24 protein-coding genes and 1 tRNA gene are annotated in these 24,276 nt (G+C 47.5%); 11 read left to right on the forward strand and 14 right to left on the reverse strand.

What is annotated here, in order from left to right; all coding sequences use genetic code 11:
* Positions 1-40 precede the first annotated feature (40 nt).
* The gene (locus HA050_RS11365; RefSeq protein ID WP_166825982.1) at positions 41-985 is read left to right on the forward strand and encodes a DegV family protein; all 945 of its coding nucleotides are present in this window, start codon (positions 41-43) and stop codon (positions 983-985) included.
* 541 nt (positions 986-1,526) lie between these two features.
* Here the strand turns inward: HA050_RS11365 and HA050_RS11370 are convergent.
* Together HA050_RS11370 and HA050_RS11375 are read right to left on the reverse strand one after the other, a co-directional pair.
* On the reverse strand, positions 1,527-1,787 hold the full coding sequence (locus HA050_RS11370) for a SemiSWEET transporter (RefSeq protein WP_166825985.1): 261 nt from the start codon (positions 1,785-1,787) through the stop codon (positions 1,527-1,529).
* Positions 1,784-2,437 (reverse strand): HAD-IA family hydrolase, encoded by a 654-nt coding sequence (locus HA050_RS11375; protein WP_166825987.1) that lies wholly within the window; start codon positions 2,435-2,437, stop codon positions 1,784-1,786. The genes HA050_RS11370 and HA050_RS11375 overlap by 4 nt, the downstream gene beginning before the upstream one ends.
* A gap of 107 nt (positions 2,438-2,544) precedes the next feature.
* Here HA050_RS11375 and HA050_RS11380 point away from each other — a divergent pair, with 107 nt between their 5' ends.
* The 3 genes from HA050_RS11380 (at position 2,545) to HA050_RS11390 (ending at position 5,303) form a co-directional block, all read left to right on the forward strand.
* Positions 2,545-3,396, forward strand: coding sequence for an AraC family transcriptional regulator (locus HA050_RS11380; RefSeq protein WP_166825990.1), 852 nt, complete (start codon positions 2,545-2,547; stop codon positions 3,394-3,396).
* Between the two features lie 68 nt (positions 3,397-3,464).
* On the forward strand, positions 3,465-4,376 hold the full coding sequence (locus HA050_RS11385; protein ID WP_166825993.1) for a 5'-nucleotidase: 912 nt from the start codon (positions 3,465-3,467) through the stop codon (positions 4,374-4,376).
* Between the two features lie 129 nt (positions 4,377-4,505).
* On the forward strand, positions 4,506-5,303 hold the full coding sequence (locus HA050_RS11390) for a head GIN domain-containing protein (RefSeq protein WP_166825996.1): 798 nt from the start codon (positions 4,506-4,508) through the stop codon (positions 5,301-5,303).
* 57 nt (positions 5,304-5,360) lie between these two features.
* Here HA050_RS11390 and HA050_RS11395 read toward each other — a convergent pair whose 3' ends face one another.
* Positions 5,361-7,244: a methyl-accepting chemotaxis protein gene (locus tag HA050_RS11395; RefSeq protein ID WP_166825999.1), complete on the reverse strand. Its 1,884-nt coding sequence runs from the start codon at positions 7,242-7,244 to the stop codon at positions 5,361-5,363.
* Between the two features lie 295 nt (positions 7,245-7,539).
* On the opposite strand from HA050_RS11395, the gene HA050_RS11400 reads away from it, so the two are divergent.
* Positions 7,540-8,397, forward strand: coding sequence for a DMT family transporter (locus HA050_RS11400; RefSeq protein ID WP_166826002.1), 858 nt, complete (start codon positions 7,540-7,542; stop codon positions 8,395-8,397).
* A gap of 184 nt (positions 8,398-8,581) precedes the next feature.
* Here the strand turns inward: HA050_RS11400 and HA050_RS11405 are convergent, their stop codons facing one another.
* From HA050_RS11405 to HA050_RS11445, 9 genes are all read right to left on the reverse strand, one after another.
* Positions 8,582-9,214 (reverse strand): LysE family translocator, encoded by a 633-nt coding sequence (locus tag HA050_RS11405; RefSeq protein WP_166826006.1) that lies wholly within the window; start codon positions 9,212-9,214, stop codon positions 8,582-8,584.
* A gap of 62 nt (positions 9,215-9,276) precedes the next feature.
* Complete coding sequence (locus tag HA050_RS11410) at positions 9,277-9,645, reverse strand: VOC family protein (RefSeq protein ID WP_166826009.1); 369 nt, start codon at positions 9,643-9,645, stop codon at positions 9,277-9,279.
* 54 nt (positions 9,646-9,699) lie between these two features.
* A complete protein-coding gene (locus tag HA050_RS11415) occupies positions 9,700-10,827 on the reverse strand; it encodes a hypothetical protein (protein WP_166826012.1) in 1,128 nt (375 codons plus the stop codon).
* Positions 10,828-10,858: 31 nt separating this feature from the next.
* Positions 10,859-11,383: a peptide deformylase gene (gene def, locus HA050_RS11420; protein WP_166826015.1), complete on the reverse strand. Its 525-nt coding sequence runs from the start codon at positions 11,381-11,383 to the stop codon at positions 10,859-10,861.
* Positions 11,384-11,499: 116 nt separating this feature from the next.
* Positions 11,500-11,781: a DUF2218 domain-containing protein gene (locus HA050_RS11425; RefSeq protein WP_166826018.1), complete on the reverse strand. Its 282-nt coding sequence runs from the start codon at positions 11,779-11,781 to the stop codon at positions 11,500-11,502.
* A gap of 14 nt (positions 11,782-11,795) precedes the next feature.
* On the reverse strand, positions 11,796-12,569 hold the full coding sequence (locus HA050_RS11430) for an ABC transporter ATP-binding protein (protein ID WP_166826021.1): 774 nt from the start codon (positions 12,567-12,569) through the stop codon (positions 11,796-11,798).
* Positions 12,566-13,612 carry a FecCD family ABC transporter permease gene (locus HA050_RS11435; RefSeq protein ID WP_166826024.1) on the reverse strand — a complete coding sequence of 349 codons (1,047 nt, stop codon included), beginning with the start codon at positions 13,610-13,612 and terminating at the stop codon, positions 12,566-12,568. Before HA050_RS11435 ends, HA050_RS11430 begins: the two co-directional genes overlap by 4 nt.
* Positions 13,612-14,739, reverse strand: coding sequence for an ABC transporter substrate-binding protein (locus HA050_RS11440; protein WP_166826026.1), 1,128 nt, complete (start codon positions 14,737-14,739; stop codon positions 13,612-13,614). Before HA050_RS11440 ends, HA050_RS11435 begins: the two co-directional genes overlap by 1 nt.
* Positions 14,740-14,805: 66 nt before the next feature.
* Positions 14,806-16,785, reverse strand: coding sequence for a TonB-dependent receptor domain-containing protein (locus HA050_RS11445; RefSeq protein ID WP_166826028.1), 1,980 nt, complete (start codon positions 16,783-16,785; stop codon positions 14,806-14,808).
* 150 nt (positions 16,786-16,935) lie between these two features.
* Here HA050_RS11445 and HA050_RS11450 point away from each other — a divergent pair, with 150 nt between their 5' ends.
* On the forward strand, positions 16,936-17,883 hold the full coding sequence (locus HA050_RS11450) for a helix-turn-helix transcriptional regulator (RefSeq protein WP_166826030.1): 948 nt from the start codon (positions 16,936-16,938) through the stop codon (positions 17,881-17,883).
* A gap of 93 nt (positions 17,884-17,976) precedes the next feature.
* Here the strand turns inward: HA050_RS11450 and HA050_RS11455 are convergent.
* Positions 17,977-18,052: transfer RNA gene (locus HA050_RS11455), tRNA-Thr, on the reverse strand.
* Positions 18,053-18,252: 200 nt separating this feature from the next.
* Positions 18,253-19,185: a tyrosine-type recombinase/integrase gene (locus HA050_RS22475; protein WP_166826033.1), complete on the reverse strand. Its 933-nt coding sequence runs from the start codon at positions 19,183-19,185 to the stop codon at positions 18,253-18,255.
* A gap of 97 nt (positions 19,186-19,282) precedes the next feature.
* Between HA050_RS22475 and HA050_RS11465 the strand changes: the two genes are divergently transcribed.
* From HA050_RS11465 to HA050_RS11485, 5 genes are read left to right on the forward strand one after another with little or no spacing between them, the layout of a single operon-like run.
* Positions 19,283-20,368 (forward strand): TadA family conjugal transfer-associated ATPase, encoded by a 1,086-nt coding sequence (locus tag HA050_RS11465; RefSeq protein WP_166826035.1) that lies wholly within the window; start codon positions 19,283-19,285, stop codon positions 20,366-20,368.
* Entirely contained in the window at positions 20,365-20,721 is a 357-nt protein-coding gene (locus HA050_RS11470; RefSeq protein ID WP_166826037.1) for a TrbC/VirB2 family protein, read from the forward strand. The genes HA050_RS11465 and HA050_RS11470 overlap by 4 nt, the downstream gene beginning before the upstream one ends.
* Positions 20,722-21,018: a hypothetical protein gene (locus tag HA050_RS11475; protein ID WP_115226485.1), complete on the forward strand. Its 297-nt coding sequence runs from the start codon at positions 20,722-20,724 to the stop codon at positions 21,016-21,018.
* The gene (locus HA050_RS11480; protein ID WP_166826040.1) at positions 21,015-23,519 is read left to right on the forward strand and encodes a VirB4 family type IV secretion system protein; all 2,505 of its coding nucleotides are present in this window, start codon (positions 21,015-21,017) and stop codon (positions 23,517-23,519) included. The genes HA050_RS11475 and HA050_RS11480 overlap by 4 nt, the downstream gene beginning before the upstream one ends.
* On the forward strand, positions 23,512-24,255 hold the full coding sequence (locus HA050_RS11485) for a TrbJ/VirB5 family protein (RefSeq protein WP_166826042.1): 744 nt from the start codon (positions 23,512-23,514) through the stop codon (positions 24,253-24,255). Before HA050_RS11480 ends, HA050_RS11485 begins: the two co-directional genes overlap by 8 nt.
* The last annotated feature ends 21 nt before the right edge of the window (positions 24,256-24,276 follow it).

The raw sequence follows: 24,276 nt of genomic DNA on the forward strand, positions 1-24,276 counted from the left end.
ATCAGATGGCCATCCTAAATAATGCTCAGAGGAGATAACAATGCGTATTGGCTTAGTCACGGATTCATGCTGCGATTTACCCCGGGATTTTCTGGATAAACATCAGATCGTCATTTTGCCAATTACCATTCATGGCAGCGATGGCACTTTTATTGATAATCGGGATCCTGCTGCTACGCGTGATTTTTATCGCCGCCAGGCTGCGGCAGGCGTGGCTGATTTTGAATCAGAGCCTTTTTCTGCAGAACAAATCCGTGAATTATTTTTATCCCGCCTGGTATTAGATTTTGATGCCGTTTTTTGCCTTACAGTAATGCAATCCCGCAGCCAGATTTTTAATCACTGCAGCCAGGCGGCCAGAGCCATTCTTACCGAATACCGCCCTATTCGCGAACAAGCCAGCCTGAATAAACCCTTTACATTGCGTGTATTTGACAGCGCCAATATTTTTGCCGGCCAGGGATTAGTTGTTGCTGAAGTGGCCCGTTTAATCAGCCTGCAGGCTTCTAATTCTGAAATCACAAAACATATCGAGCGATTATCTCAAACCACTCAGGGCTTTTTAATGCCTGCCGATTTAGGCCAGTTACGTCACCAGGCACGGCGTAAAGGCGATAAGAGTGTGGGCTTTTTATCCTATGCGCTGGGCAGCGCACTCGATATTAAGCCGGTCGTGCGTGCCTATCGCGGCGTCACTGCGCCTGTGGCCCGTATTCATGGCTTTAGTGCAGGCGTTGAAAAACTATTTTCACTCGCCCGGGCCCATCTGGAGCGCGGCCTGTTTGCCCCCACCATTTGCGTCAGCTACGGCGGCGATCCGGCAGTTGTCACCGATATGCCTGCCTACCAAAAATTAAAACAAGCCTGCAAAAGCCATGGTGTGCAATTATTGCTTTGCGAAATGAGCACTACCGCAGGAGTAAATATCGGCTCAGGCGGCGTAGCCATTGCCTTTGCATCAGAGATTGAGGCTGAGCTGGATTAGGTGGTGCAAAGCCGGGCACCCAACATAGCTATTTGTCATTACTCTGCTGCGCACTGCAAATATTGAATCATCGCTGGGTGGTTGAAACCCTTGAATTTCGCGGGCTTCACCCCATGTGCACGAAGCAAAGTCACAAAGACCTTTTTAGTGCCTTCGGCACGTTGATTTAGGTGCGGGCGTCCCGCTGGACCTTCCTTTCTTGTGTGGCCAAGAAAGGAAGCGAAAGAAGGCCACCCCACGAAACACGAAGTCCCCTGCGCTGCGGACAATCGAGTCGGCGGCGGGCGGGATTGGCTCGCTGCCTCGCTCCCTTGCCGAAACCCCGCCCCGCTTGTTCCTCACTCCGGCGTGTTTCAAGGGGAGAATTAAGCCCCGTGCCAAGAGTTTAGTCGTGATCTTTTTTCTTTGTTTGCTACTAAAGACCAAATCAGGTGCACACACGGGGAGCATGCCGCGTACTTCGCAGCTTGTACCCTGTCCTAAGAAAAACATGTTCTCAGGCTAACAGGGTTGAAGCCAGGGCAAGCCCCTTTCCTCCTGCTTACTTCCGCTCAAAATACAATTTCATTGCCAATACCGCCCCGGCCAGTGCCAGCGTAATGGCGTTGGCGATAATCAGCGGCAACTCTTTAGTAAATAAACCATAGACCAGCCAGAGCATCACCCCCGTCACAAACACCAGATACATCCCCAGCGAGATATCTTTTGCTGAACGTGTTGTCCACACCTGCCACACCTGCGGAATAAATGCCGCTGTAGTGCAAGCCCCGGCAGCAAAGCCCAGTAAATTTAATGTGTTCATTTCGGAAGGCTCAAAAATAAATGGCCATTATCCACCGCAACGGTCACCCCCTGCCAATCTGGCAACAGGGCCAGCACATCCGGATGTAATTTATGCGCTCCGCCGATTTGCACCACCGCGCAGCCTGCTGCCAGGGCGCTGGCAACGCCTGCTGGCGCATCTTCAAAAGCAATACAATCGCGGGGCGCAGTGTTTAAACGGCTGGCCGCCAACAGATAGGCCTGAGGATCGGGCTTACCTGCGCTCACATCTTCTGCACACACAATATGGGGCGGCACGGGCAGCTGGCAGTAGCCAAGGCGATTACCGGCCAGCTCCAGACCTGCCGAAGTAACCACCGTCCAGCAAGTCTGCGGCAAGGCAGCAAGCAGCCTGGCTGCGCCGGGGATTTCTGTAATGCCTTCGCAATCACCGGCTTCATACTGATCAACCCAGCGCCCTTCCTGCACGGCATCCAGATGAGGTGCCACTTTGCGTATGGTGTCTTCAGAACGCACACCCTGCTGAATCGCCATCACACCGCTTAAATCCACGCCATGCTTCTGGCACCATGCCGACCAGACAGCTTCTACTTTGCTGGATGAATCGACCAGCGTGCCGTCCATATCAAATAAAAAAGCGCGTGCCATTAAGACCATGGTATTGCTCATGCAAATCTCCTTTGAATGCGCAAATTCTGCCCGATATTTTTTGCTTAAAGTTCCAGCGCCAGATCTATTTCTTCTACAATCAGCTCATTCCATATTTGAGCAGCAAGATGTTAATCAGAGAATGGGTGGGAAACACTCAGGGTCAAGGCTGGCAGTATCTTTACTCTAAAGCGCAGCTCTGCCCGTTTCAGTGGCATTACCATCCGGAATTCGAGCTGACCTTTACCCGGCATGCCCATGGCACACGCTATATCGGCAGTGATGCCAGCCCGTTTACTGAGCTTGATTTAGCCCTCGTTGCCCCAAACCAGCCGCATACATGGCATTCGGCACCGGAAGGCGATTTAAAAGAAGTACAAGTGGCTTACTTTACGCTCGATTGGTTACAAACCTTAGCCAGCCAGGGTGCACCTGAGCTGTTGCCGCTTTGCCAATGGCTGGGGCAAATTCGTATGGGGGTGATTTTTGGTCAGAACATCAGCGCAATGCTGGCGCCACGCTTTGTACAACTACATGAGCTGCGCGGTTTAGCACGGCTGGCTTGCCTGCTGGAAATTTTATCCTGCTTACAACAAGACCCGGAGCAGCGGCTGTTACAAGGCGAGCCTCACAGCGGAGCGCAAGACCGGCGCTTAAATGCTGCATTAGGCTATTTGCAAACGCACTTTACCCGGCAAGTCACGCTCAATAATTTAGCCCTTGCCGCCAACACCAGCACAGCCACCATCAAGCGCCTGTTTGCAGAGCAAATGAAAACCAGTTTTAGCGCCCTGCTGGCCCAAATACGCATCAGCCATGCCTGCCAGATTTTACTCAGCAGCGAGCAACCGATCCCTGCTTTGGCAGAAGACTGTGGCTTTCCCAGCCTCAGCCAGTTTTATCGTAAATTTACCGAGCTGAAAGGCCAGACACCCGCCCGTTACCGTAAACAATATCGCCTGCCCAAGGCTCATGCCTGACTTGCAAATAACTATCACAGCACTTACATTGCTTCCTGAGCTCATCATCCCTCCCAAAAAGAAAACCCATGCCTGCATCTCTGGACGGCCAGTTAGTTATTGCTATTTCATCCCGCGCGCTCTTTGATTTTGAAGCCGAAAATCTCATTTTTGATCAGGCCGACGATCAACCTTATATGGCCCTGCAACTGGATAAAATCGACGAGCCTGCCGCGCCTGGCATGGCCTATTCTCTGGTCAAAAAACTACTGGCCTTTAACAGCCCAGGGCAGCAGCGGGTAGAAGTTGTGATTCTTTCGCGCAATGATCCTGTCAGCGGGCTGCGGGTATTTAAATCCTGTTATACCCACGGCCTGCCCTTACTGCGAGGCGTATTTACCCGCGGGCGGCCAGCATGGTCTTTCTTAGAGCCTTTGCAGGCCAATCTGTTTTTATCTGCCGACGAAACGGATGTGCGTGATGCACTGGCTGCCGATTTTGCTGCGGCACGGGTTTATCCAAAATCGGCCAGTACCGAGCAGCACCCTGATGAGATCCGCATTGCTTTTGACGGCGATGCCGTGCTGTTTTCAGATGAGGCAGAGCGCGTGTACCAGCAGGATGGCCTGCACGCTTTTCAAGCGCACGAAAGCGCTAAAGTGCAGCAGCCGCTCCCTCCCGGCCCGTTTAAATCATTTTTACAAGCCTTACACCGCCTGCAACAGGATGCAGGCGACGCACCAATGAAAATCCGCACTGCCCTGGTGACGGCACGCAGTGCACCGGCGCATGAACGGGCGATTCGTACCCTGATGAGCTGGAATATTCAAGTTGATGAAGCTTACTTTTTAGGTGGCTTAGACAAAGGCCCTTTCTTAAAAGTATTCGCGCCTGATTTATTTTTTGATGATCAAACCGGCCATTGTGATTCTGCCGCCAGCGTTGCACCGACGGCCCATGTGGCAGCGGGTATTTCTAATGCCAGGCCAATTGCAGACTAAGCGGCTGAAACTGCATTCTATGCCACGCATTAAGCAGAATATCGCATGATTGCAGCATAATATTTACGCTGAGCGCATAATTTCTAACATTAATCCACATTGTTCATACAAACAGCGTAAGGAATAAAAATGAAACGCCTCAGCAGCCTGCTTTTAATCACACTGAGCATTTTTCAGTTTAATAGTGCCCATGCGTTTTCTCTGTTTAGCAAAACCATACAGGGCTCAGGCAAGATAGAAAAACAAACCCGGGTTATTGCCACGTTTAATGCGCTGAGCAGTGAAACCACCGGCCGGGTAGAAATCATCCAGGGCAATATTGAAAGCGTGACCATTGAAAGTGACAACAACATCATTCCGGTAATTGAAACCGTGGTAGAAAATGGCACGCTTAAAATCCGCCATAAAAACATTGAATTAAACACCAAAACACTCAATATCATTGTCCGCACCAAAAACATAGACCGGCTTAATTTAAGCGGCTCAGGCACCGTCTTTTCTAACGCTTTAATTGCTAAAAAATTCAGTATTAATGTGGGTGGCTCAGGAAAAATTCAGCTGGAAAAACTGGATGCTCCAGATTTAAGCGTCAATATCGGGGGCTCCGGAGCGGTGGCCATTCAAGCTTTGCAAAACAATGAATCAGATGTGTCTTTAGGCGGGAGCGGCTCATTTAAAGCAGCAGGCAACAGCAATAAATTATCTGTTTCTATTGGCGGATCGGGCCAAATTGATACAGCACAGTTAAAAGCCAAAGAAGTCAGCTTAAGCCTTGCGGGTTCCGGGCTAATTACTGTAGCGGCACAAAACAAGCTCAGCGCCAGCGTGGCAGGCTCAGGCAATATTCAATATTACGGCGATCCGCAAACACATCTGTCCCTGATGGGATCAGGCACCTTAAAACGTATTGGGGCTTTTCCAATATAAATGAACAAAAGGCGCCGCAACTTAAATAAAAGCTGCGGCGCCCCCTTCCAAAAAAACCTAAACTTTAAACCTGTCTAATAATTGATCCTGATTACTGACCTGATCAACCATCACCGTACATTGCCGGACCTGGCTGTCTGCGCCATCTGCTACCTGATGGCTGATATCCCGGATATTAGTGGTATTACGGTTAATCACCTCTGTGGTTGCGCTTTGCTCGCCAGCGGCGATAGATATTTGTAAATTCATTTTATTAATCCGGGTAATTCCCTCGCTGATTCTGCCCAGCATTTCATTTGCCGCCCCCGCCTCGGTTGCCGTCACACTGGCAGTACTGCTGCTTTGCTGCATTCTTTCTTCTGCCTGTTTTACCCCGGTGCGCAACTGATCGATCATTTCTCTGATCTCACGCGTGGATTGCTGGGTCAGCGACGCTAATTTTCTCACTTCATCCGCGACGACTGCAAAACCACGCCCCGCTTCACCTGCGCGGGCAGCCTCGATAGCCGCATTCAAGGCTAATAAATTAGTCTGGTCAGCAATGCTGGTAATCACAGATAAAATCGATTCAATACTCTGGCTTAATTTAGCTAATTCATTAATCGCCTGACTGGTATCATTCATTTCATCCGCAAGGCGCTGAATCGCTTCTGTGGAGCGCGAAACCAGTTCCACACCACTTTGTGTTTCTTCATTTGCCGTCACAGCAGCCTGAGCTGCGGCTTCAGCATTACCGGCTACTTCTTCCGCTTTAGCCGACATATCCTGCATGGAAACAGCCAGCTGATCTAATTCCTGAAGCTGTACCTGCAGGCGGCCGGAGGCCTGATTGGCTGCATCTGATGTAAATACCGTGCTTTCTCTGACTAAAACTGAGCTGCTTTTTACTTCACTGATCAGCGTTTGCAGTGTTTGTAAAAAGTAATTAAATTCTTTCGAAACATGCGCAATCTCATCATTGCCCACAATAGGCAGCCGATTGGTTAAATCGCCTTCACCACGATTAATTTCATGCAATGACTGGTTTAAATGGTCGAGCGGTTTAAGTAATTTGCTCATTAAAATACCCAGCACCAGCATGCTGATCAGCACGCCTGCAATCGTGCCCAGTGCAGAGCGCCAGCTTAAGGCATTGGTTTCTGCCATTAAAAGTTCTTCATCCAGCACCACGCCGATATACCAATCCATTCCTTTTAAATTAACAAGTGGTGTAAATGAAACCAGTAGTTTTTTTCCTCCCCCCTTTACATTCTGGAGTGTCTTTTCCAGAGCAGGGCTGCTGCCATCAAATAATTCGCTGTAGCTTTTACCATTTAAATCAGCCTTGGGATGAGAAATAATTTTCCCCGATTTACTCAGCAAAAAAGCATAGCCCGCATGATTAAAATCCAGCGTATTCACAGCTTCAGAAACCGTTTTAAGGCTTAAATCACCGCCAAAAGCGCCTTTAAACTGCCCCTTATCTGAGAGCCTTGCCACCACAGAAATCAAAATCTCCCCCGTGCCTGCATCGGCATAAGGTTCAGTCAGTACCGCTCTTGAAGCCGCTTTGGCAACGGGATACCAGGGGCGTTTACGGGCATCCCAATTAGGAGGATTCCAGGTTAAATCATTGGTGATCCGCTTGCCTTCATTGTCTTCCAGGCCACCAAAAATTAATAAATACTGTTCTTTTAATATGGGCATAGAAAAAGTGTGATCAATTTGCTCATTGCTGAATTTACGGTCAATGTCCTGAGCCATTAAATCAATCAGCTGTAATTTGCCATTTAACCAATTCTCAATTTGCCTCGCCAATACATTGCTCGACTCACTGATAGTAGATTCTGCCTGGCTGCGCAGAGTACTTCTGATTTGATTAATTTGGGTAATTGAAAGCAAGCTGGCAGTAAGTAACAACACGAATGCTGCCGCTAATCCCACTTTATGACTGATCTTCATCGTGATGCCTCTCCTGAAAGGGTGAGTACAAATCATCAGACTCATTAGGCAATGCCTGATGTTTACTTAATGAGGGCAGTCATTAAGCAGCGTTTCATTAGCGTATGTTAATTTATAAAAACTGCCAGCTATTTTTAGCTTACACGCCGCAGTACGGTTTATTTTGTAAGTAAAGAATGATTGGCTTAATTAACAATTACACGAATAAACGAGTGTAAAAAAGAATGCAGGAGAATAGCGCTTGCAAGATCTTAAACAGTTAAAATCAGCAGTTTTGTTAAAGAGGATAAGATTCTTGCCCTATCTCGCCTTTATTACCGTTGTCTGGGCCTTATCGTTTAATCTGATTGGCGTATTTTTAGCGGGCCATGTAGACAGCGATTTTGCCGTACTCAGCCGCGTTGCGATTGCAGGGCTGGTTTTTCTGCCCTTTACCCGCTGGGCAGGGATCAGCACAGTACGCAAATTAGGCACCATGGCAGCAGGTGCGTTGCAATTTGGCATAACCTATTTATGCCTTTATCGCTCATTCCAATTTATCAGCGTGGCGGAAGTATTGCTGTTTACTATTTTCACGCCGATTTATATCACCCTGCTTGATGATTTATTACAAAGGCATTTTAATCCAAGGGCCATGGCCGCTGCTTTAATTGCCGTATTGGGCTCTTTAGTGATTCGCTACAATCACATTGACAGCAATGCCTTAAATGGCTTTTTATTACTGCAACTGGCCAATATCACTTTTGCCGCCGGCCAGGTGGGCTATCGCTATTTAAATAAATATTACCCGGATCAGCAGCCCCAATCGGCCAGCTTTGGCTATTTCTTTTTAGGCGCGCTACTGATTGCCCTGCCCTCATTTTTAATCTTTGGCAACGCCAGCAAGCTTCCCCAGAGTATAGAGCAATTTGCCGTATTAGCCTTCCTTGGCCTGGCTGCGTCCGCACTGGGCTTTTACTGGTGGAATAAAGGGGCGTGTTTAGTGGATGCGGGTACTTTAGGCGCGATGAATAATATGCATATTCCGGTGGGGCTGATGATTAATTTAATCTTCTGGCATCAGGCGCAGGATATTCCGCGTTTGATCATTGGCGGGGTGATTATGCTCATTGCACTATTGATTAATAAATCGGCATGGCAGAAGAAACATTAATACTTCGGGGGCAGCGATATCTTTTACCCAATCCTGCCAACCCAGAATCTGTAATAGAGGAGCAGCTCCAGCAGTGAATGTTTTTATACGCTGCTAGTGCTGCTCCTGCGAAAAACATTGCATCTTCTGGCTTTACGATTTGTTTGTATATTAACTTGATCAAAAGAGTTCATTAGAGTGTTCTTTAAATTGTTTTATTGCGCAAGCGCAGCAGGCTAAGCCCCAGCACTACAAATAAACCACCCGATGCATAATTAAAAAGCTGCATACGCCGAGGATTGGCAAATTGGCTTTTTAAGCTGCGGGCCAATAATGCATAAAAAGCGTGTGATATCAGGGCGCAAGCTGCAAAAGTGATGGTCAATACGGTGAATTGAGCCAGGACAGGCGCATCTTGCTTAATAAATTGTGGAAACAGCGCCGAAAAAAATAAAATAGCTTTCGGGTTAGTGAGTGCAACTGTTAAACCTTGGCTGAATAAGCGCCAAGCTGAGTGTGAATCTGCTTGGTAGATGGGGGCAGAAAAAAGACTAGCCTTGCTGCGCCATTGTTTAATGCCTAGATAAATCAAATAGGCCGCACCGCTTAGTTTTAATGTGGTAAATGCGATGGCGGATGTGGCCAATATGACCCCCATGCCTGCCATGGTTACGCCTGAAATAATAAACAAACCCATCATATTGCCAAGTGAGCTAATCATGCTACGGCATGGCCCGATAGAGAGCGAGTTGGAAATCGCCAGCAATACGCCGGGGCCGGGCGTAAAAGTAACCACTAGTGCTACACCGCAAAAAATAAGCCAATTAGATAAATGCATTTCAATATTCCTGATGAATTAGGGTTTAAGCTGACAGGATTGATCTTTTACCGCCTGTAAAACTACTCAATATTCTGGCCAATTCTCCACAGCACGCCAGCAGGGTCTGTTATTGTAAAATCACGCATTTTCCATGGCTGTGTTTCTATATCAGATAAGTGAATTTGATATTTACTCACCAGATCTTGCGCGCTTAAATGCGCATGCCATGCCGCCACGTCTTTAACCAATAAATGCATCATAAAATTCTCTGCATGATCTTTTTCATAATAATCTTGCAGTAAAAAACTACTGGTGCCGTAATAAAAATACGCAACGCCCTCCGTATCAGAGGCCAGAGTAAAGCCCATATCCTGATAAAACTGCTTAGATATTGCATAGTCTTTAGCAGGAATAAACGCTTTAATTTCTACTACTTCCAAAGCACTCATTGATTTAGCTTCCTTTATCCAGGATCGATGAGCAGCCTCATCTGCTAACACGTTTTACCAGCCTAATATTGCGGGTATTTGCTTGTTATTGCCCTGCCACTGCCCGAAAAGCTGATTCCCTTTGATATTTAAACTCAGTTTTGCCTGATCTTTGTCTGCAACCTGCTCAATCAGCTCCAGCGTTGCGCCTTTTTTCATCCCACGCAAAGCAATCACTTTACGGTATTTATCGTAAAAATAGACGCCTGAAAAAGAGCCATCACCATAAGGAATTTCAAGCCGCATCGTAATCGCCGCACTGCCTATTTTTCCATGCAAAACCTGAGCAAACAGCGAATCTGCAGGTGCTGCGGCCGCCTGGCCCAGCAAAAGAAACTTGCCATAGGGATTAAGCAAGGCCGCTAAATCCTTGGGCGAAATCGCGAGACTAATATCACCCACATCGTCTAAGGCACGGTTTACATGTGCGCTGCAGCGCCCTGTTGTAAATACGGCTTTATTCTGCGGCAAAGACAAACGTGCGTAAGAAAGCACATCTTGCTGAGGGCCGCTTTGTTGCTTTTCTTTTTCACTCTCAAGGCAGAGCTCATTAAAATCAATTCGCTCATCGATATCGGCTAAATCATCGGCCTTCACTTTTTTACGCTTTAACTCAGCCTGTTGCCGCTTTAAGGATTTAATTTCCTCTGAGTAGCGGCGCTTACGCTCTGCCAGCACCTCTTTTGCCACCACAGATAAACCACCCGGAGTAAACAAATCGATGGCACTCAGTGCTCTGCCCGTTGCGGCATCAAAGCTGTAGCTGCGCACATAGGCTTCGCAATAAGCACCACAGCCTTCCGCCTCAATATCCAGCGAGAGGATACGTCCATCGTTACGCTGCACGCTAAAATCCAAAGACGCAGTACCATCCAGCTCGCCACTGCCTTCGGTAAGGGGAAAGGTTTTTCCGGCTTTAAGTGGCGCAGCAATACCCACCAGCGATAAATACAATGCTTCGTTAATACGGCCCGCCACATCGCCCCCACCCAACACATAGGGCATCCTGATCTCTCCTCCCGCCCAGCCAGAAGTATAAGCAGGTGCATCTTTTGGCATTTTCCACGTCATGGTGCGGGATTCAAGCTGCAAAGGGCCAGCAAGGGCATGGGCAGAAAGTAAGAAAAAAAACAGGAGACGCATCATTCATCCTTTTAAGTGTTCAGAGGATCATTTACCCGGCCAGCTCAGGGAACATCGTGTCGGTATAGCCAAAGCGCCGCAAATCTTTAATCCGCTGCGGATACAAAATCCCGTTTAAATGATCACACTCATGCTGCACCACCCGCGCATGAAAGCCACTGACGCTGCGATCAATAACCTGCCCTTCCGCATCAAAGCCCTGATAGCGCAGCCGGGTATAACGCGGCACTTCACCGCGTAAGCCGGGCACAGACAAGCAGCCTTCCCAGCCATCAGCCATTTCATCGCTCAGCGGCGTGAGTACCGGATTGATCAGCACGGTCATTGGCACAGCTTCGGCCTCCGGGTAACGATCACTCACATCAAAGCCAAAAATCACTACCTGCAGGCTTATACCAATCTGCGGCGCGGCAATCCCCACGCCGCCTGTGGCCTGCATGGTGTCAAACAGATCGCTAATCAGGCTGTGTAATTCCGGCGTGCCAAACGCCTCAACGGGCGCAGCTTGCTCCAGCAAAAGCGGATCGCCCATTTTGATTACATTACGAATCGTCATTGTTTGCTCCGAGGCACAATAAGTAAGAAAGAAAATACAAACAGTGCCGGTCAGAACCTTACCTGAACAGCCCCAATTTTTATATTCTACCTGACTTCATCCCCCTTGCTGCCACTTCAGGGCAACCAGTGCAGCGCAGGGTCCGGGGCACGGCGCATCAGTTGTAAATGATGCTCGATGACCTGTTGCAACTGTTCAATCTGATTGTCGTCTGATGCGGCCAGCACAAAGGTCAGGCCAGTCGCCGAGGCCGTAAAATGACAGGTGCCATAGGGAAAATAAGCCAGCCCTGTTGTTTCATCAAACTCCACCCTGATTTTTCGGGCGAAATGCTTACAGAGTTTAAATAAATAAGACTTAGCCAGCGGGGTATCCACTTGTGTTTCACTTTGCAGCATAAATAGCACTCTGATTAAAGGGGGTGAACAAGATGATCGAGAACAAAAATCGGCCGGCCTTGCGAACATTGCTCGATTCGGCCAGTAATGCCATACACTTTTGCCAGTAAATCCGGGTCCAGTACGTCCAGCGCAGAGCCATCGGCGGCACAGCGCCCTTCTGACAAAACAATAATTCGCTCGCAACAACGCAAAGCCAGATTCAGGTCATGCAAGGCCAGTACAGCAATACTGCCCCGTTCACGCACATCCCGGGAAATAGCTTCCACCATGGCCAGCTGCCAGTGCAGATCCAGCGCACTGCTTGGCTCATCCAGCAGCAATAGCCGTGGCTGACGGGCCAGTAATTGCACAAGGGCCACCATTTGCCGCTGTCCTCCTGATAAAGAAGACATCGCCCGCATCGCCAGATGACTCAGCCGCAACTGCTGCAAACCCTGCTCAATCCGCTGTTCTGCCTGATGGTGTGGCAAGCCCAGCGTGAGCAGACCTCCCAGCAATAATTCATAAACCGTCAGCCCCGCCCCCTGTGGCAAAGTTTGCGGCAGCAGACCAACTTGCTGGCAGCGCTCGCGGTGCGTTAAAGAGGCCAGTGGCACACCATCGAGCAGCATCTGCCCGCGGGCGGGCAGTGATCCGGCCAGCGCATGAATCAGGGTTGATTTACCTGCGCCGTTCGGGCCAATCAGGGCGGTGATACTGCCCGGTGGCATAGGAGCCAGATCCAGCGATTGCACCACGGCCACTTTGCCGCGAACAATATTAAGTTGTGAAATCTGCAGACTCATACAACACTCCGGCGGCGCAAAATCAGCACAATTAAGACCGGCACACCGACCAGTGCAGTCACAATACCAATAGGAATTAAAATGCCGGGAATAATACTTTTACTGGCCAGTGAGGCCAAAGACAGCATCAGTGCGCCGCACAGCACGCTGGCAGGCAGAAAAAACCTGTGCTGCTCTCCCACCAGCAAGCGGGCAATATGCGGCCCGACCAGGCCCACAAAACCAATGGTGCCAACAAAGGCCAGCGCCACCGCCGTAAGCAGGCTCACCTCCAGCAAAACCCGCCAGCTTAATTTCTCAACGTGCACGCCAAGGCTTGCTGCATGGGCAGCCCCACCGCGTAATAAAGTCAGGGCCCATGCCCGGCGCATGGCCAGCACAAAGCAAACCAACAGCACCACGGCAACCAGCGCCACATGATGCAATGTGGCCCGGCCCAGATTACCCATAGACCAGAAAACAATTTGCTCCAGCGCATTGGCATCCGCTAAAAACTGCAAAAGCCAAACCAGCGCTTCCAGCGCAAATAATAAGGCGATACCAAACAGCACCAATGTATCGCCACCACCACCGTGTGCACGGCTGAGCAATAAAATCAGGCCTGTTGTCAGCAAGGCCAGCGAAAATGCTCCCGCAGGCACGAGCAAATCATGGGGTAATGCGGGCAGATGATGCTCAAATACAATCATCAGTGATGCCCCCAAAGTAGCGGCCGCAGCCACCCCAAGGGTAAACGGACTGGCCAGCGGGTTATTTAAAACGGTTTGCAGCTGCGCGCCGCCCAGGCCTAAAGCACCGCCCACAACCAGCGCCATGAGTGCGTATGGCAATCGCACATCAAACAAAATGACCTTCATGCCCTCATCCAGCTGCGCAGGATTCCAAAGCCCTGCCAGCACGGCAGATAAAGGATAACGCGCACTTCCTGTAGCCAAATCCGCCGCAAAACTCAGCCCCAGTGCCAGAAGCAATCCGCAAAGCAGCAGTAAGCGCCAGCGGTTTTGCTGGCGGTATTGCCCTGCCAAATCAAGCGATACACTCATTAATCAGCCTCCACCCAGAACGTGCCTTGCAGTGGTACCGGCTGAAAACGCTTATAAAAATTTTGCAATGTGGCTTGGGGATTCAGCTGCTCAAAGCGGGCCGGATACAGCCACTTGGCCATGGCCTGCACTGCGGCCACATTTGCGGCACTGTAATTAAACTGATGCGAAATCGCATAGGCCCGGCCCTGGCGCACCGCAGTAAGCTGAGCAATGCCGGTGCGGCCCAGCGAGCGCTGCAAAGAAGCTTTGGCAGTCGCTTCGTCAATCCCGGCGCCCAAGGCAATCCGCGGGCTGCCCGATTGCCTTGCCGTCAGCGGATTACCAATCCCTGTGCCGATATAAACCTCAGGCTGTGACTGCAACAGATATTCCACACTTACCGTGCCATGGCTGCCCGGCACCAGTGCATTGGCAATATTGTCACCTCCCGCCGCGTCCACAAAACGGCCCAGCATGCCGTGGGTAATCGTTTCGCAGCAGCCATTAGACAAACCTACCCGGCTTTCCAGAAAAACCTTAGGCTTGTGGCTTACCCCCGCCAGCCCCTGGCTGACTTTGGCCATTTCTTCACGATAAAAGGCGATATATTCTTCTGCCGCTTTGACTTTGCCCAAAGCCTGCCCCAAAACCCGGATACTGGCCTCGGTATTTCTCAGTGGGTCTTTGGTAAAATCCACGTAAATCACCGTAATACCGGCCTTGCTCAAGCGCTGTAAAGTCGCCTGATCACTGGCATCCGGGCCATGGCCACGCAGGCTGAAAATAGCCAGCTGCGGCTTTAGCCCAATGGCTTCTTCCACACTAAAACTCTGGCTGCTGCGCCCAAGGCGGGTGATCTGATCCAGTTTTGGGTAAACCTTGCGGTATTGCTCATAGCTGCCCGGATCAAGCTGTTCGAAATCTCCCAGCATCCCCACCACCCGCTTTGCGGGTAATTCGCGATCAAGAATAGCTAAGCTGGCCAGCATTCTGCCCTCGCCCAAAATAATGCGCTCGGCCCTGGCGGGCAGCACCACAGTGCGCCCGGCCAGATCGGTTAATGTGGCTGCAAGCGTCAGCGGGCTGAGTAAAATCCCGCAAATAACCGCTAATAACCGTATTGTTTTTCCTTTAAATTGCTTCATTCGGAATCCATTTTTGAAAATGCAAAAACCCACCCATGAGAATGGGTGGGGTCTTTAAGTTGAAAATCAGAATTTCCAGCTGGCTTCCAGACGTACATCACGACCAGGCTCGGCGTAACCCAGCACTTTGTTTTGCCAGCCATTCCAGGCATAGGTCGCCTGATCGTAGTAATACTGATCAAACAGGTTTTTAACCGCGAGGTTTAAACGCAAAGTGTCTTTTTTCAAAGGCATCCAGCTGACAAAGACATCGTGGACTCCATAACCCGCTTTAGCTCGGTTAACCGTACTGCCCACCGGCTGATAATCAAGGGCTTCGGTATAGCGCCCCAGCCAGCCCAGCTCTGCACCGTATTGCGGTATGGAATAGCCCACACGGCTGACCCAGCTGCGGCCTGTGCTGGTTCCAAGCCCCAGATCACCATCGTTAAAAATACGGCCAGCCAGCTCTGAGCGATGATCTGCCACGCTTAAACCTAAACTGAGCGCACCCAGGCGATAAGCGGCAGCCAGCTCATAGCCATCAATGCTTGCCTGCCCCAGATTTCCACGACAACCGCCCCGGCTGGCAGGGCAACTGAAAGTAGTCACAAAGTTGTCGATAGTCTGGCGGTAAACATTGCCATTCAGACTGAATCCACCCTGCTGATACTGAAAGCCAAGCTCGGTGTTATCAGCTTCTTCGGCCTTTATTGATGGCAGATTTTTCCACTGAGCGATATCGAGCATAAAGGCTTCTTTTAAACCCACACCCCGCAAAGCCTGTGCATAACCGGCACGCAGTTGCAGCTGATCCGTTGCCTGCCAGCGCACGCCTGCGCTTGGGCTGAAGCCATCGCTGGTGAATTTTTGCTGATGATTATCTTCATAGCTGTAATCATCAAAACGTAAGCCAGCTGTGAACAAAATAGAATTAAAGCTCAGCTCGGTCTCGGCAAAGCCCCCCAGCACCCGCATCGCTTCACGGCCACTGCCGGTTAAGCCAAAAGGGTTTGCCACTTGATTAGCCGAGGACTTTTCTTCACGCCAATTCAGCCCGTACTTGAGAACATGATCGCCAAGAGCATGGCGCAGCATCACATCAGCACCACTTGTAGTGAGCGTTTCCCCCCAATGGCGTGCCTTTTTATTGGTGCGCTCGCTCTCTACTTCAGAGCGGTACAGCGTAACGTCCAGCCCCTCTGCCCAGCCCAGCTGACGGCCTTTGTAGCTTAACGTGGCAGTATCTCTGGCAAGGCTCTGCGGAATCGCATCATTAGGCAGCACCGGATGCGCAAATCCCACCATATTAGCTCGGGCAGTACGCACGCCTTCATCCTTGCTGCGCTGGAAGCTTGCACTGATACGCTGCTGGTCTGTCAGCTGCCAGCCCAGTTTGGCCAGATAGTTTTGCTGCTCCGTTGCGCTATTGGCAATCGTCTGCCCCGATCCATCCTGATAATTTTGCGTATTCATCACGCTGGCACTCAGCAGCGCATCGGCTTTCTCACCAAAGCGTCCATATGCGCTGCCACTGCTGCGCCAGCCTTCATTACTGGATACGCTGCCTGTAAGTACGCCGCCCGCCTGCTGCCCCGGGCGAAGCAAATCGCCAGCAGATACCGTTTCATAACGGATCGCCCCGCCTAATGCGCCGGGGCCGGCGCTTGCAGCAGGCGTACCTTTTTCTACTTCAACTTGTTTAATCAGCTGCGGATCAAGAATCAGCGCTGTCTGATGGTGATAAACCTTGCTGTTAATCTGAGCGCCATCCACACTTAAATTAAGCAAAGATTCTTCCATTCCCCGGATATACATTTTTTGAGCAATAGGATTTCCCCCGCCTCCTACATTTATCTCGGCATCAGAGACAAATATCTCCTTTAAATCTTTTGCCTGCTGATGAATCAGCTCAGTGCGTGCCAAAGTATCATCCTGCGTGGGTGTACTGGCCTTTACTTCCACGGCATCAAGCTGCACAGCATCCTGCGCCAGTGCAAAGCCGCTTAAGCACAGCGGTAACATCAGAGCAAGCAAGCGGGAGGGAAAAGGTGGTTTTTGCGTCATATCAAGGTTTCCTGACCTGATCAGGCGATTACAATACGCCCGACTACCAAATGAGAATTAATATCATTACAATGTCGTCATTGTCGCATTGCCAAAATGAACTGTCCTTTGCGACCGGCAATTTTTTGTTTGCAAAACAGGTGTAGCAGGATGGGAAAAAAAGAAGAGCAACTATTAGATGCCGCCACTCTGGAATGGAGAAAAACAGAGCAGGGATATTCATTATGGGCTGATCACGCAACTCAGCCGGTGATGCACGGTACATTTATCGAACAAGAACTTCGTCCCGGACTGGCACTGCACGGCACCACTGTTTCTTTTCGGCAAGGCATATCAGGCAAAAGCGAAATAAACGCCGGGCTTAAATTAATTGTGATGCTGGAGGGTGAAATCAGCGCACATTTTGGCCGTACACACTTACAACTGGGAGGCGCCAAAGCCAGTTGTGTGCTGCTCAGCGCGCAAACAACACAGTCTTTTAAACGAGTCGTTGAACAAGCTGGGCAGCAACGCCAGGTTGTACTCACGATTAGTGAAGACTGGCTGGCCCAGTCCGGAATGGGGGATGTACAAGACTGGGTGGCCATTGAAGAATTACAAGGCCCGGCGTTAAGCAGCCGCAGCTGGCAGGCCTCCCCGGAAGTACTTTCTCTGGCGGCGAAGCTCTTACAAACCGGGCACGCCAGCAGCCCCTTACACCCACTGCAACAGGAAAGCCGCGCATTAAACTTATTGCTTGCCGCACTTCAGCAAATCAGCCCGCAGCAGCCCACCCGGCTGGACATGCGGGCCCAGCAACGCATTCAACAATTATTAGAATTATTTCACCACTCGCCGCGCAATGATTGGTCACTCGCCACACTGTCACACGCAGTAGGCAGCAATCCCACCACATTGCAAAAGCAATTTCGCCAAAGCACGGGTCACAGCATCGCGGAATACATGCGCAGCTACCGCCTGAAACTGGCCAGAAATGAATTGCAACAAGGACAGTCTGTTACCGAAGCAGCACTCAATGCGGGCTATAACTCGCCCGCTAATTTTGCGACAGCCTTTAAAAGGCAATTTGGCCTTTCGCCACGGGAAGTCCGCCTATAAACATGCGGCCCACAGCGGCCAGCACGGGCATTGCGCCCATGCGCCAGAAACGAAAAAAGGGTTAGCAATTGCTTGCTAACCCTTTTTTCTATTTGGTGCCGACGGCAGGAATCGAACTCGCGACCCCCTGATTACAAGTCAGGTGCTCTACCAACTGAGCTACATCGGCATAACTTCACAATAACTAGCTATTTCAGAATTCTTCATCTGCCCAAAAAAAACATGAACGTTGCACAGTCTCGTCGGTCGGCGAATAGCGCGACGTCAACTATACAAGCTCCCTGTAAGCAGCAAAATACGACGTGGATACTATACCATTTAAAAAATGAACGCAAATCTGTTTGCACTTAATCCGTAATATTTCTGACATCAAACCATTATGGCGCTTGCTTTATTCAATGCTATAGCCATTGTTGCGTGATCAGCTTCAACATACCCCGCCGTCACCTCAATGCTTGAATGACCCAAAATTTCTTGGGCGATCCGAATGTTTGAAACATTATTCACCAGTACTGTGGCCAGTGTATGCCTATACCGATGAGAGCTAATTGGGGCCTCAATTGAGGCAGAAATCCTACGAAAAAAACTTTTAACCGCTGCCCGCGTCATCTTTTTTCTAAGAATATTTTTACTGTTATGGTCATGCACATTAAAAACTTGTCTGTCGTAGCCAAACAAGCCCACTGACTTCACATGCCACAATAGCACCAGCAAGGATGGCTTCAATTGCTCTGGAATTGGAACATACCACTCTCTGTGATTCTTACTCGTCTCAGACTCCAGCCTAATTTGCATCATTTCAAAATCAACATCATCCCAAATAATTCCTACCAACTGCCCTAACCTCATACCTGTCATGGATAACGTCATAACAGTCGCTCGCCAGAAATACTGCGGATAAAAACGAGAAACTTCACCCTCATCTGACTTTTCTTCTTCTGCATCTAAACGATGCAAAACTCGTTGCCTCGCATGAACAGGAATTGTTTTTTTACTTCTCTTCCCTATTCGGATCGACTTAAACCCCTCGCAGGGCGACTCCTGAATTACTCCTACCCGTACTGCAAATCCCATTAAAACTGAAAAATGCCGGTAATACGTATTCCATGAAATCGGCTTGCATCTTAAGAGAACCGCGTCACGCCACGCAATCAAGTGCTTCCGAGCAATCTTATCTACATCAATATGGCCAACGTCTTTTGAGAACAAATGAGCAACCAAAACATAGTTATCACGGGTTGCGGGGCGCAAATACTTTTCTTCTAAGTACATTTGAACTAAATCAGACAAATTTATCGACACTTAAGTACCCCTAAAATCCACAGACTTACAGCACTAAACAGCTAGAGAAAATTGTTAGTATTTCTAAGGCTGCTAAAAAATTAATCGAAACCACACAATGACTGAACCTCTTATCCTGCCAGTATCAGAACAACTTGAACTGATTAGTTTGGCAAAACGCCTGCTCGGTGATCAGTTGCGCTCAATCGCGCCACTTTTAGAAGACCCAGACGTTTTAGAAATCATGATCAACGGGCATAACAACATATTCGTTGAAAAAAATGGGCGTATTGAAAAATCCAACCTTGTTCTTCCCGAAGGTTCATTGATCGCGGCTATTAAACTGATCGCTAAGCAGAATCGAAAAGAGGTCAGAGAAAATGGCAGGATCAGCGAACATTTAATTTTGGATGCAGAACTACCAGGTTTGCGCATCGCGGCGGCCCTGCCACCAATTTCATATTTTGGTCCCGTCATGGCGATCAGAAAACACGGGCGTCATGTTAGGACCCTTGATGATTATGTCAATGACGGATCATTTAACCCTTTCTACGAAGATACCGGCGAAATACTGACTGCTAGGCCAGCAGATCATTTAGTTTCACAAGGTGGAATACACCTAAAAAATTCGTTGGAATGGATGAGGGACACTCATCAGAATATTGTAATTTCAGGCGCAACATCTAGCGGTAAAACAACTTTTCTAAATGCATATCTACAGGGGCTCTCCCCTTATGAGCGCATTCTAACGATCGAAGACACTAAAGAACTCCAAATCAAAGTCCCTAACTGGGTCGCCCTAGTTAGTAATCAAGCACTGGGTGTCGATACTCACTTACTCCTTAGATTGTGTTTACGCATGCGACCTGATCGCATTGTTGTTGGAGAGGTCCGAGGTGCAGAAGCTTGCGACTTGATGGACGCTTTAAGCACTGGCCATTCAGGCGGAGCCGTTTCATTGCATGCGGAGAATGCGCACTCAGCCCTTTCTCGGTTAGAAAATATGATGCGCAAAAGTCCAGATATGCGAAATACGCCTATTGAAGTAATTCGAGAGCAAATAGCACAAACAATTAACTTTGTTGTACACGCCTCCAGGCGAGGAGGAAAAAGAGCTCCTGAAGAGGTAATTGAAATACTTGGTTGTGAACACGGTAAATACATTACTAAAACTCTATTTAAAAAACAAAGGATCTCTACATGAAAAAGCAATCCCTAGCATTAATGTGGTCTGCACTATTCTTAATTCATTCAAATGCAGATGCGGCTGATACATTTACCGGCCTATGCAAAGTTATGACTGATACAAGTCCAAAAATTATTGGGCTAGTTGCATTTATTATGATTGTTGTTTTTGGCTTAGGCCTTGCACTAGCCAGCAAAATGGATGGATTCATTGGCAGAGCAATTCAAATCGTATTAGGTGTTGGGATTGCGGCATCAGCAGCACCCTTTGTAACAAGTATTTTGGGCATTAGCATTCCATGTGGCGGAAGTGGGTCTGGAATTGTTGTTAATGCAATTGATTATTTAAACACATTCATGGCAATTGCATAAATGCGAGAAAATGAACTCCCTGAATTCATGGATGTGCCAAGAACAATATATGGAGTTCACTGGATTTTGTTTGCTATTAATATGCTCACCGCAGGCTTAATGGTTATTGGTTTTGAGCTGTATGCTTTTATATTATGTAGTTTAATCGCTCATTATATATTGAAATCTATTACTGAAAAAGATTCACATTTGGTGGCCAGCTATTATGGCTATTTTTATCAGGCTGACTGCTATGAGCCGTGGCCTAGTAATGACAATATTCGTCCTGACGGATTTGGAAATAAGGTGTTAATGTGAAACGTGCCTCATGGGGTAAACTCATTCCGTGGTTAATGATGGTACGTAACGATGTTGTTATGTGCAAAGATGGTTCATTGCTCGTTTGCTACGAAATAAAAGGGCAAGATATTGGCGGACTCACGGAAAGTGGTGAAGATGACTTATCGTCAATTAGCGATGCTGCATTTTCAGAGTTCAAAAACATGCCCATTACCATTTGGACGCATTTAAAAAGAAGGTATTTAAAAGGGATTTCAACAACAAGTTTTAGCAATCCAATCGCAAAAATGTTAGAAACTGAATTTAATACAGTTTTTGAAAATCTACATCCAAGATTTTCAAATCGACAATATTTATCCGTATTAATTTCTCCATCTGATCAAAGCTTCCTTAATCGAATTAAAAATGCGGTTGGAAAAGATGAGCCTATCGCGGCCATTTTAACAGAAATGAAATCTATTTTTAACCCTGGAGAAACGCTTAAACAAGAAGTTTCTCACATTACCGAGTCAGTTCTTAAAATTGATGGGATGTTACGTAGTTTTGAACAAACATTAGAGCGTTCAACAGGTTTAAGACGCTTGCATGATAAGGAGCTCATCAACTATTTGGGCGGAACTATTTCTGCCAATGATTCGAACCAAATTAATTGGGCAATGGATGTTGTCGCGGGTGAATTACTGGACACAGCATTACCAAACTCAACTCTGCAGGTTGCATCTGAGCATTTGGTTAATAGTAATGCTATGGATACAAAGTACATCACAGGTTTGACTGTTATTAAGGCGGTTAAATCAACTCCATCAAAGTTAAACTGCTTATTAGGGATTAATGGAGAACTGGACTCCATTCAATTATTTAGAATAATCCCGCAATCAAAAGCAACAATGATTTCTAAACGTGCTCAGCAATTCTACAGTCTATCGAGTATTAATATAGGTGAGTATTTCAGGCTGGCAATGAAAGGGAAAAAAGGCAACCCTGACGACGTGCAACGAAATGCGCACAAAATGTCTTTAGTAGAAAAATGTAAAACTATTGAATCAAAAATTGACGCTGGCCATTTATACGGCTGGTACTCATCAATTATTTTATGCAACGGCCCCACTCTTTTAGAGTCAAAAAGAGTGGCTACAGAAGTTCAAGAAAAATTAAAAAACTCATCTATTAATTCTATTTCAGAACAATTGCATTTGCTTTCTGGGTACTCATCGTCCATCCCCGGCCAATGGCGTCAAGTGCAACGCTGGCTTTATCGCCCTATTTCAGCATTCTCTGACTTTGCTCCATTCAAAACAGTCAATCCTGGCTCTGCCAAGAATGACTATTTTTCCGAAAGCATGGACAAGCATTGCCCTGCCCTTGCAGAGCTACCGACCGAATATGGAGTCCCATACAGGTTCAATTTTCATCTCGCAGATTTAGGCAATGCGATGGTGATTGGTCCATCTCGCACAGGTAAATCAACGCTACTTAATTTTTTACTGTCTCAATTTGCAAAATACCATGGCCGTTTAATTATCTTTGATAAATCGTATAGCTGCTGGATCCCTACAATCCTACAGGGAGGCAAACATATTGACTTTCAACCTGGCAGCCAAAACCACTTAAATCCTTTGCTTATGCTGGATGATCCTGATGCCTGGCCATTTCTATCCAGTTGGATAGAAAAGCTCATTTGTGCACGAGGCTACTCGCTTCAAGCTGATGATGAAATGGAAATCAACTCGTCAATGCGTCATTTAAAGGGATCAGGTAAAGACTCTTGGCGTCTACACGCTCTATGGCATTTTCTCCCATATCATTTACAAGCTGAGCTGGCCCCTTGGGTTGGAGATGGGCCATTAGCCTATGTATTTGATCATATGGATGATTCATTTGAGTTTGCCAATATTACGTGCATGGAAATGGGCGAACTCCTTAAAGATGAAAGATCACGTAAGCCAGTAATGAGCTATGTATTTTATCGAATTGAGCGCGATATAAAATCCACTCGAAGAAGCGTTATTTACCCGACAACTATCTATGTTGAAGAAGGTCATTACCTACTTTCTAATCCTGAATTCACTGCGGAATTTGACGTTTGGCTACGCGATATAGCCAAGAAATTAGGGCATGTCATCATCACAACCCAATCACTCGGCGAGTTGGCGAAATCAGCTGCATTTGAAGGAATTATAGATAATATTCCTACAAGAATATTCTTACCAAATAAAAATATTGAATCCCATTTGAATCTATACAAAGGGGTATTTTTACTGAATGACAAACAAATCGAAATGATCAGGTCTGCCATTCCTAAACTAGAATATATTGTAATTCAAGGTGATATTACACGAAAAATATTACTGCCATTACCTCCTCGCGTTTTGGCCTGCTGCCGGTCTGATTTAAAAGCAATTAGTATATTTAATAAACACTGGAATAACGGCAAGCCAACCAATGAAAATTGGCAAGAGCGTTATATTGATGAAGTTTCTCATGTGAGTATTGAAGAAGAGGAAAGTGAATATGCGTAAATATATTATTGCTTTTTTACTGGCATCAAGCATTAGTAATGCTTGCTACGCATATGCTTATGCGCTGGAATTCACGCAATGGCTAAACAATTTCGAGCTTGTGACGTCAAACTTATCTCAAGCAGAATTAGTGGCCGTTCAAGCAAAAGAATACGCACTACAGTTAGAGCAACAAATTGAACGAATAAAAAACATGGCGAATGTGCCAAGAGATGTGATCCAGAAGCAATTACAACCCTATATTAGAACAGCCGAAAAAATCAGGGAATTGCGTGATCATATTCAATCTTTCAAACGCTCTGTTGAAGATGTAAGAACCGTGTATACACGACGTATTGAAGAAATGAAAAACTTGAATTTAAATCCTGAAGAATATATGCGAGCTGAGATAAATCTTGCAAAGGTCCGAGGTGGAGAATACAAAAAATCTCTTGATGAAGACATGATCTCTTTAGGCCGTGTAGCGGAAGAAGCCCAAGGTCTACAAGAGTCACGTTCTCAAATAGAAGGAATTGATGGGAACTTAAAAGGATTTAAAGTCCTAGCACAACAAAGCCATATGTTAGCGTCCATTATGATGGACGTAAAATCCAGTGTAATTAAAGCTAATTCGTTGAGTAATGAAAAAGCAATCAATGAAATAAGCAATGAAGAACGTGACAATATGATGAGAGAGCTAAGAATAAAGAAAAACAATGAAGAGCGTGAAAAAATAAAAAAATCTTTCAAATTGTAGCATGACCAATTCTTGGAGTTA

This window comes from Iodobacter violaceini (assembly GCF_011601265.1).
Taxonomy (GTDB): Bacteria; Pseudomonadota; Gammaproteobacteria; order Burkholderiales; family Chitinibacteraceae; genus Iodobacter; species Iodobacter violaceini.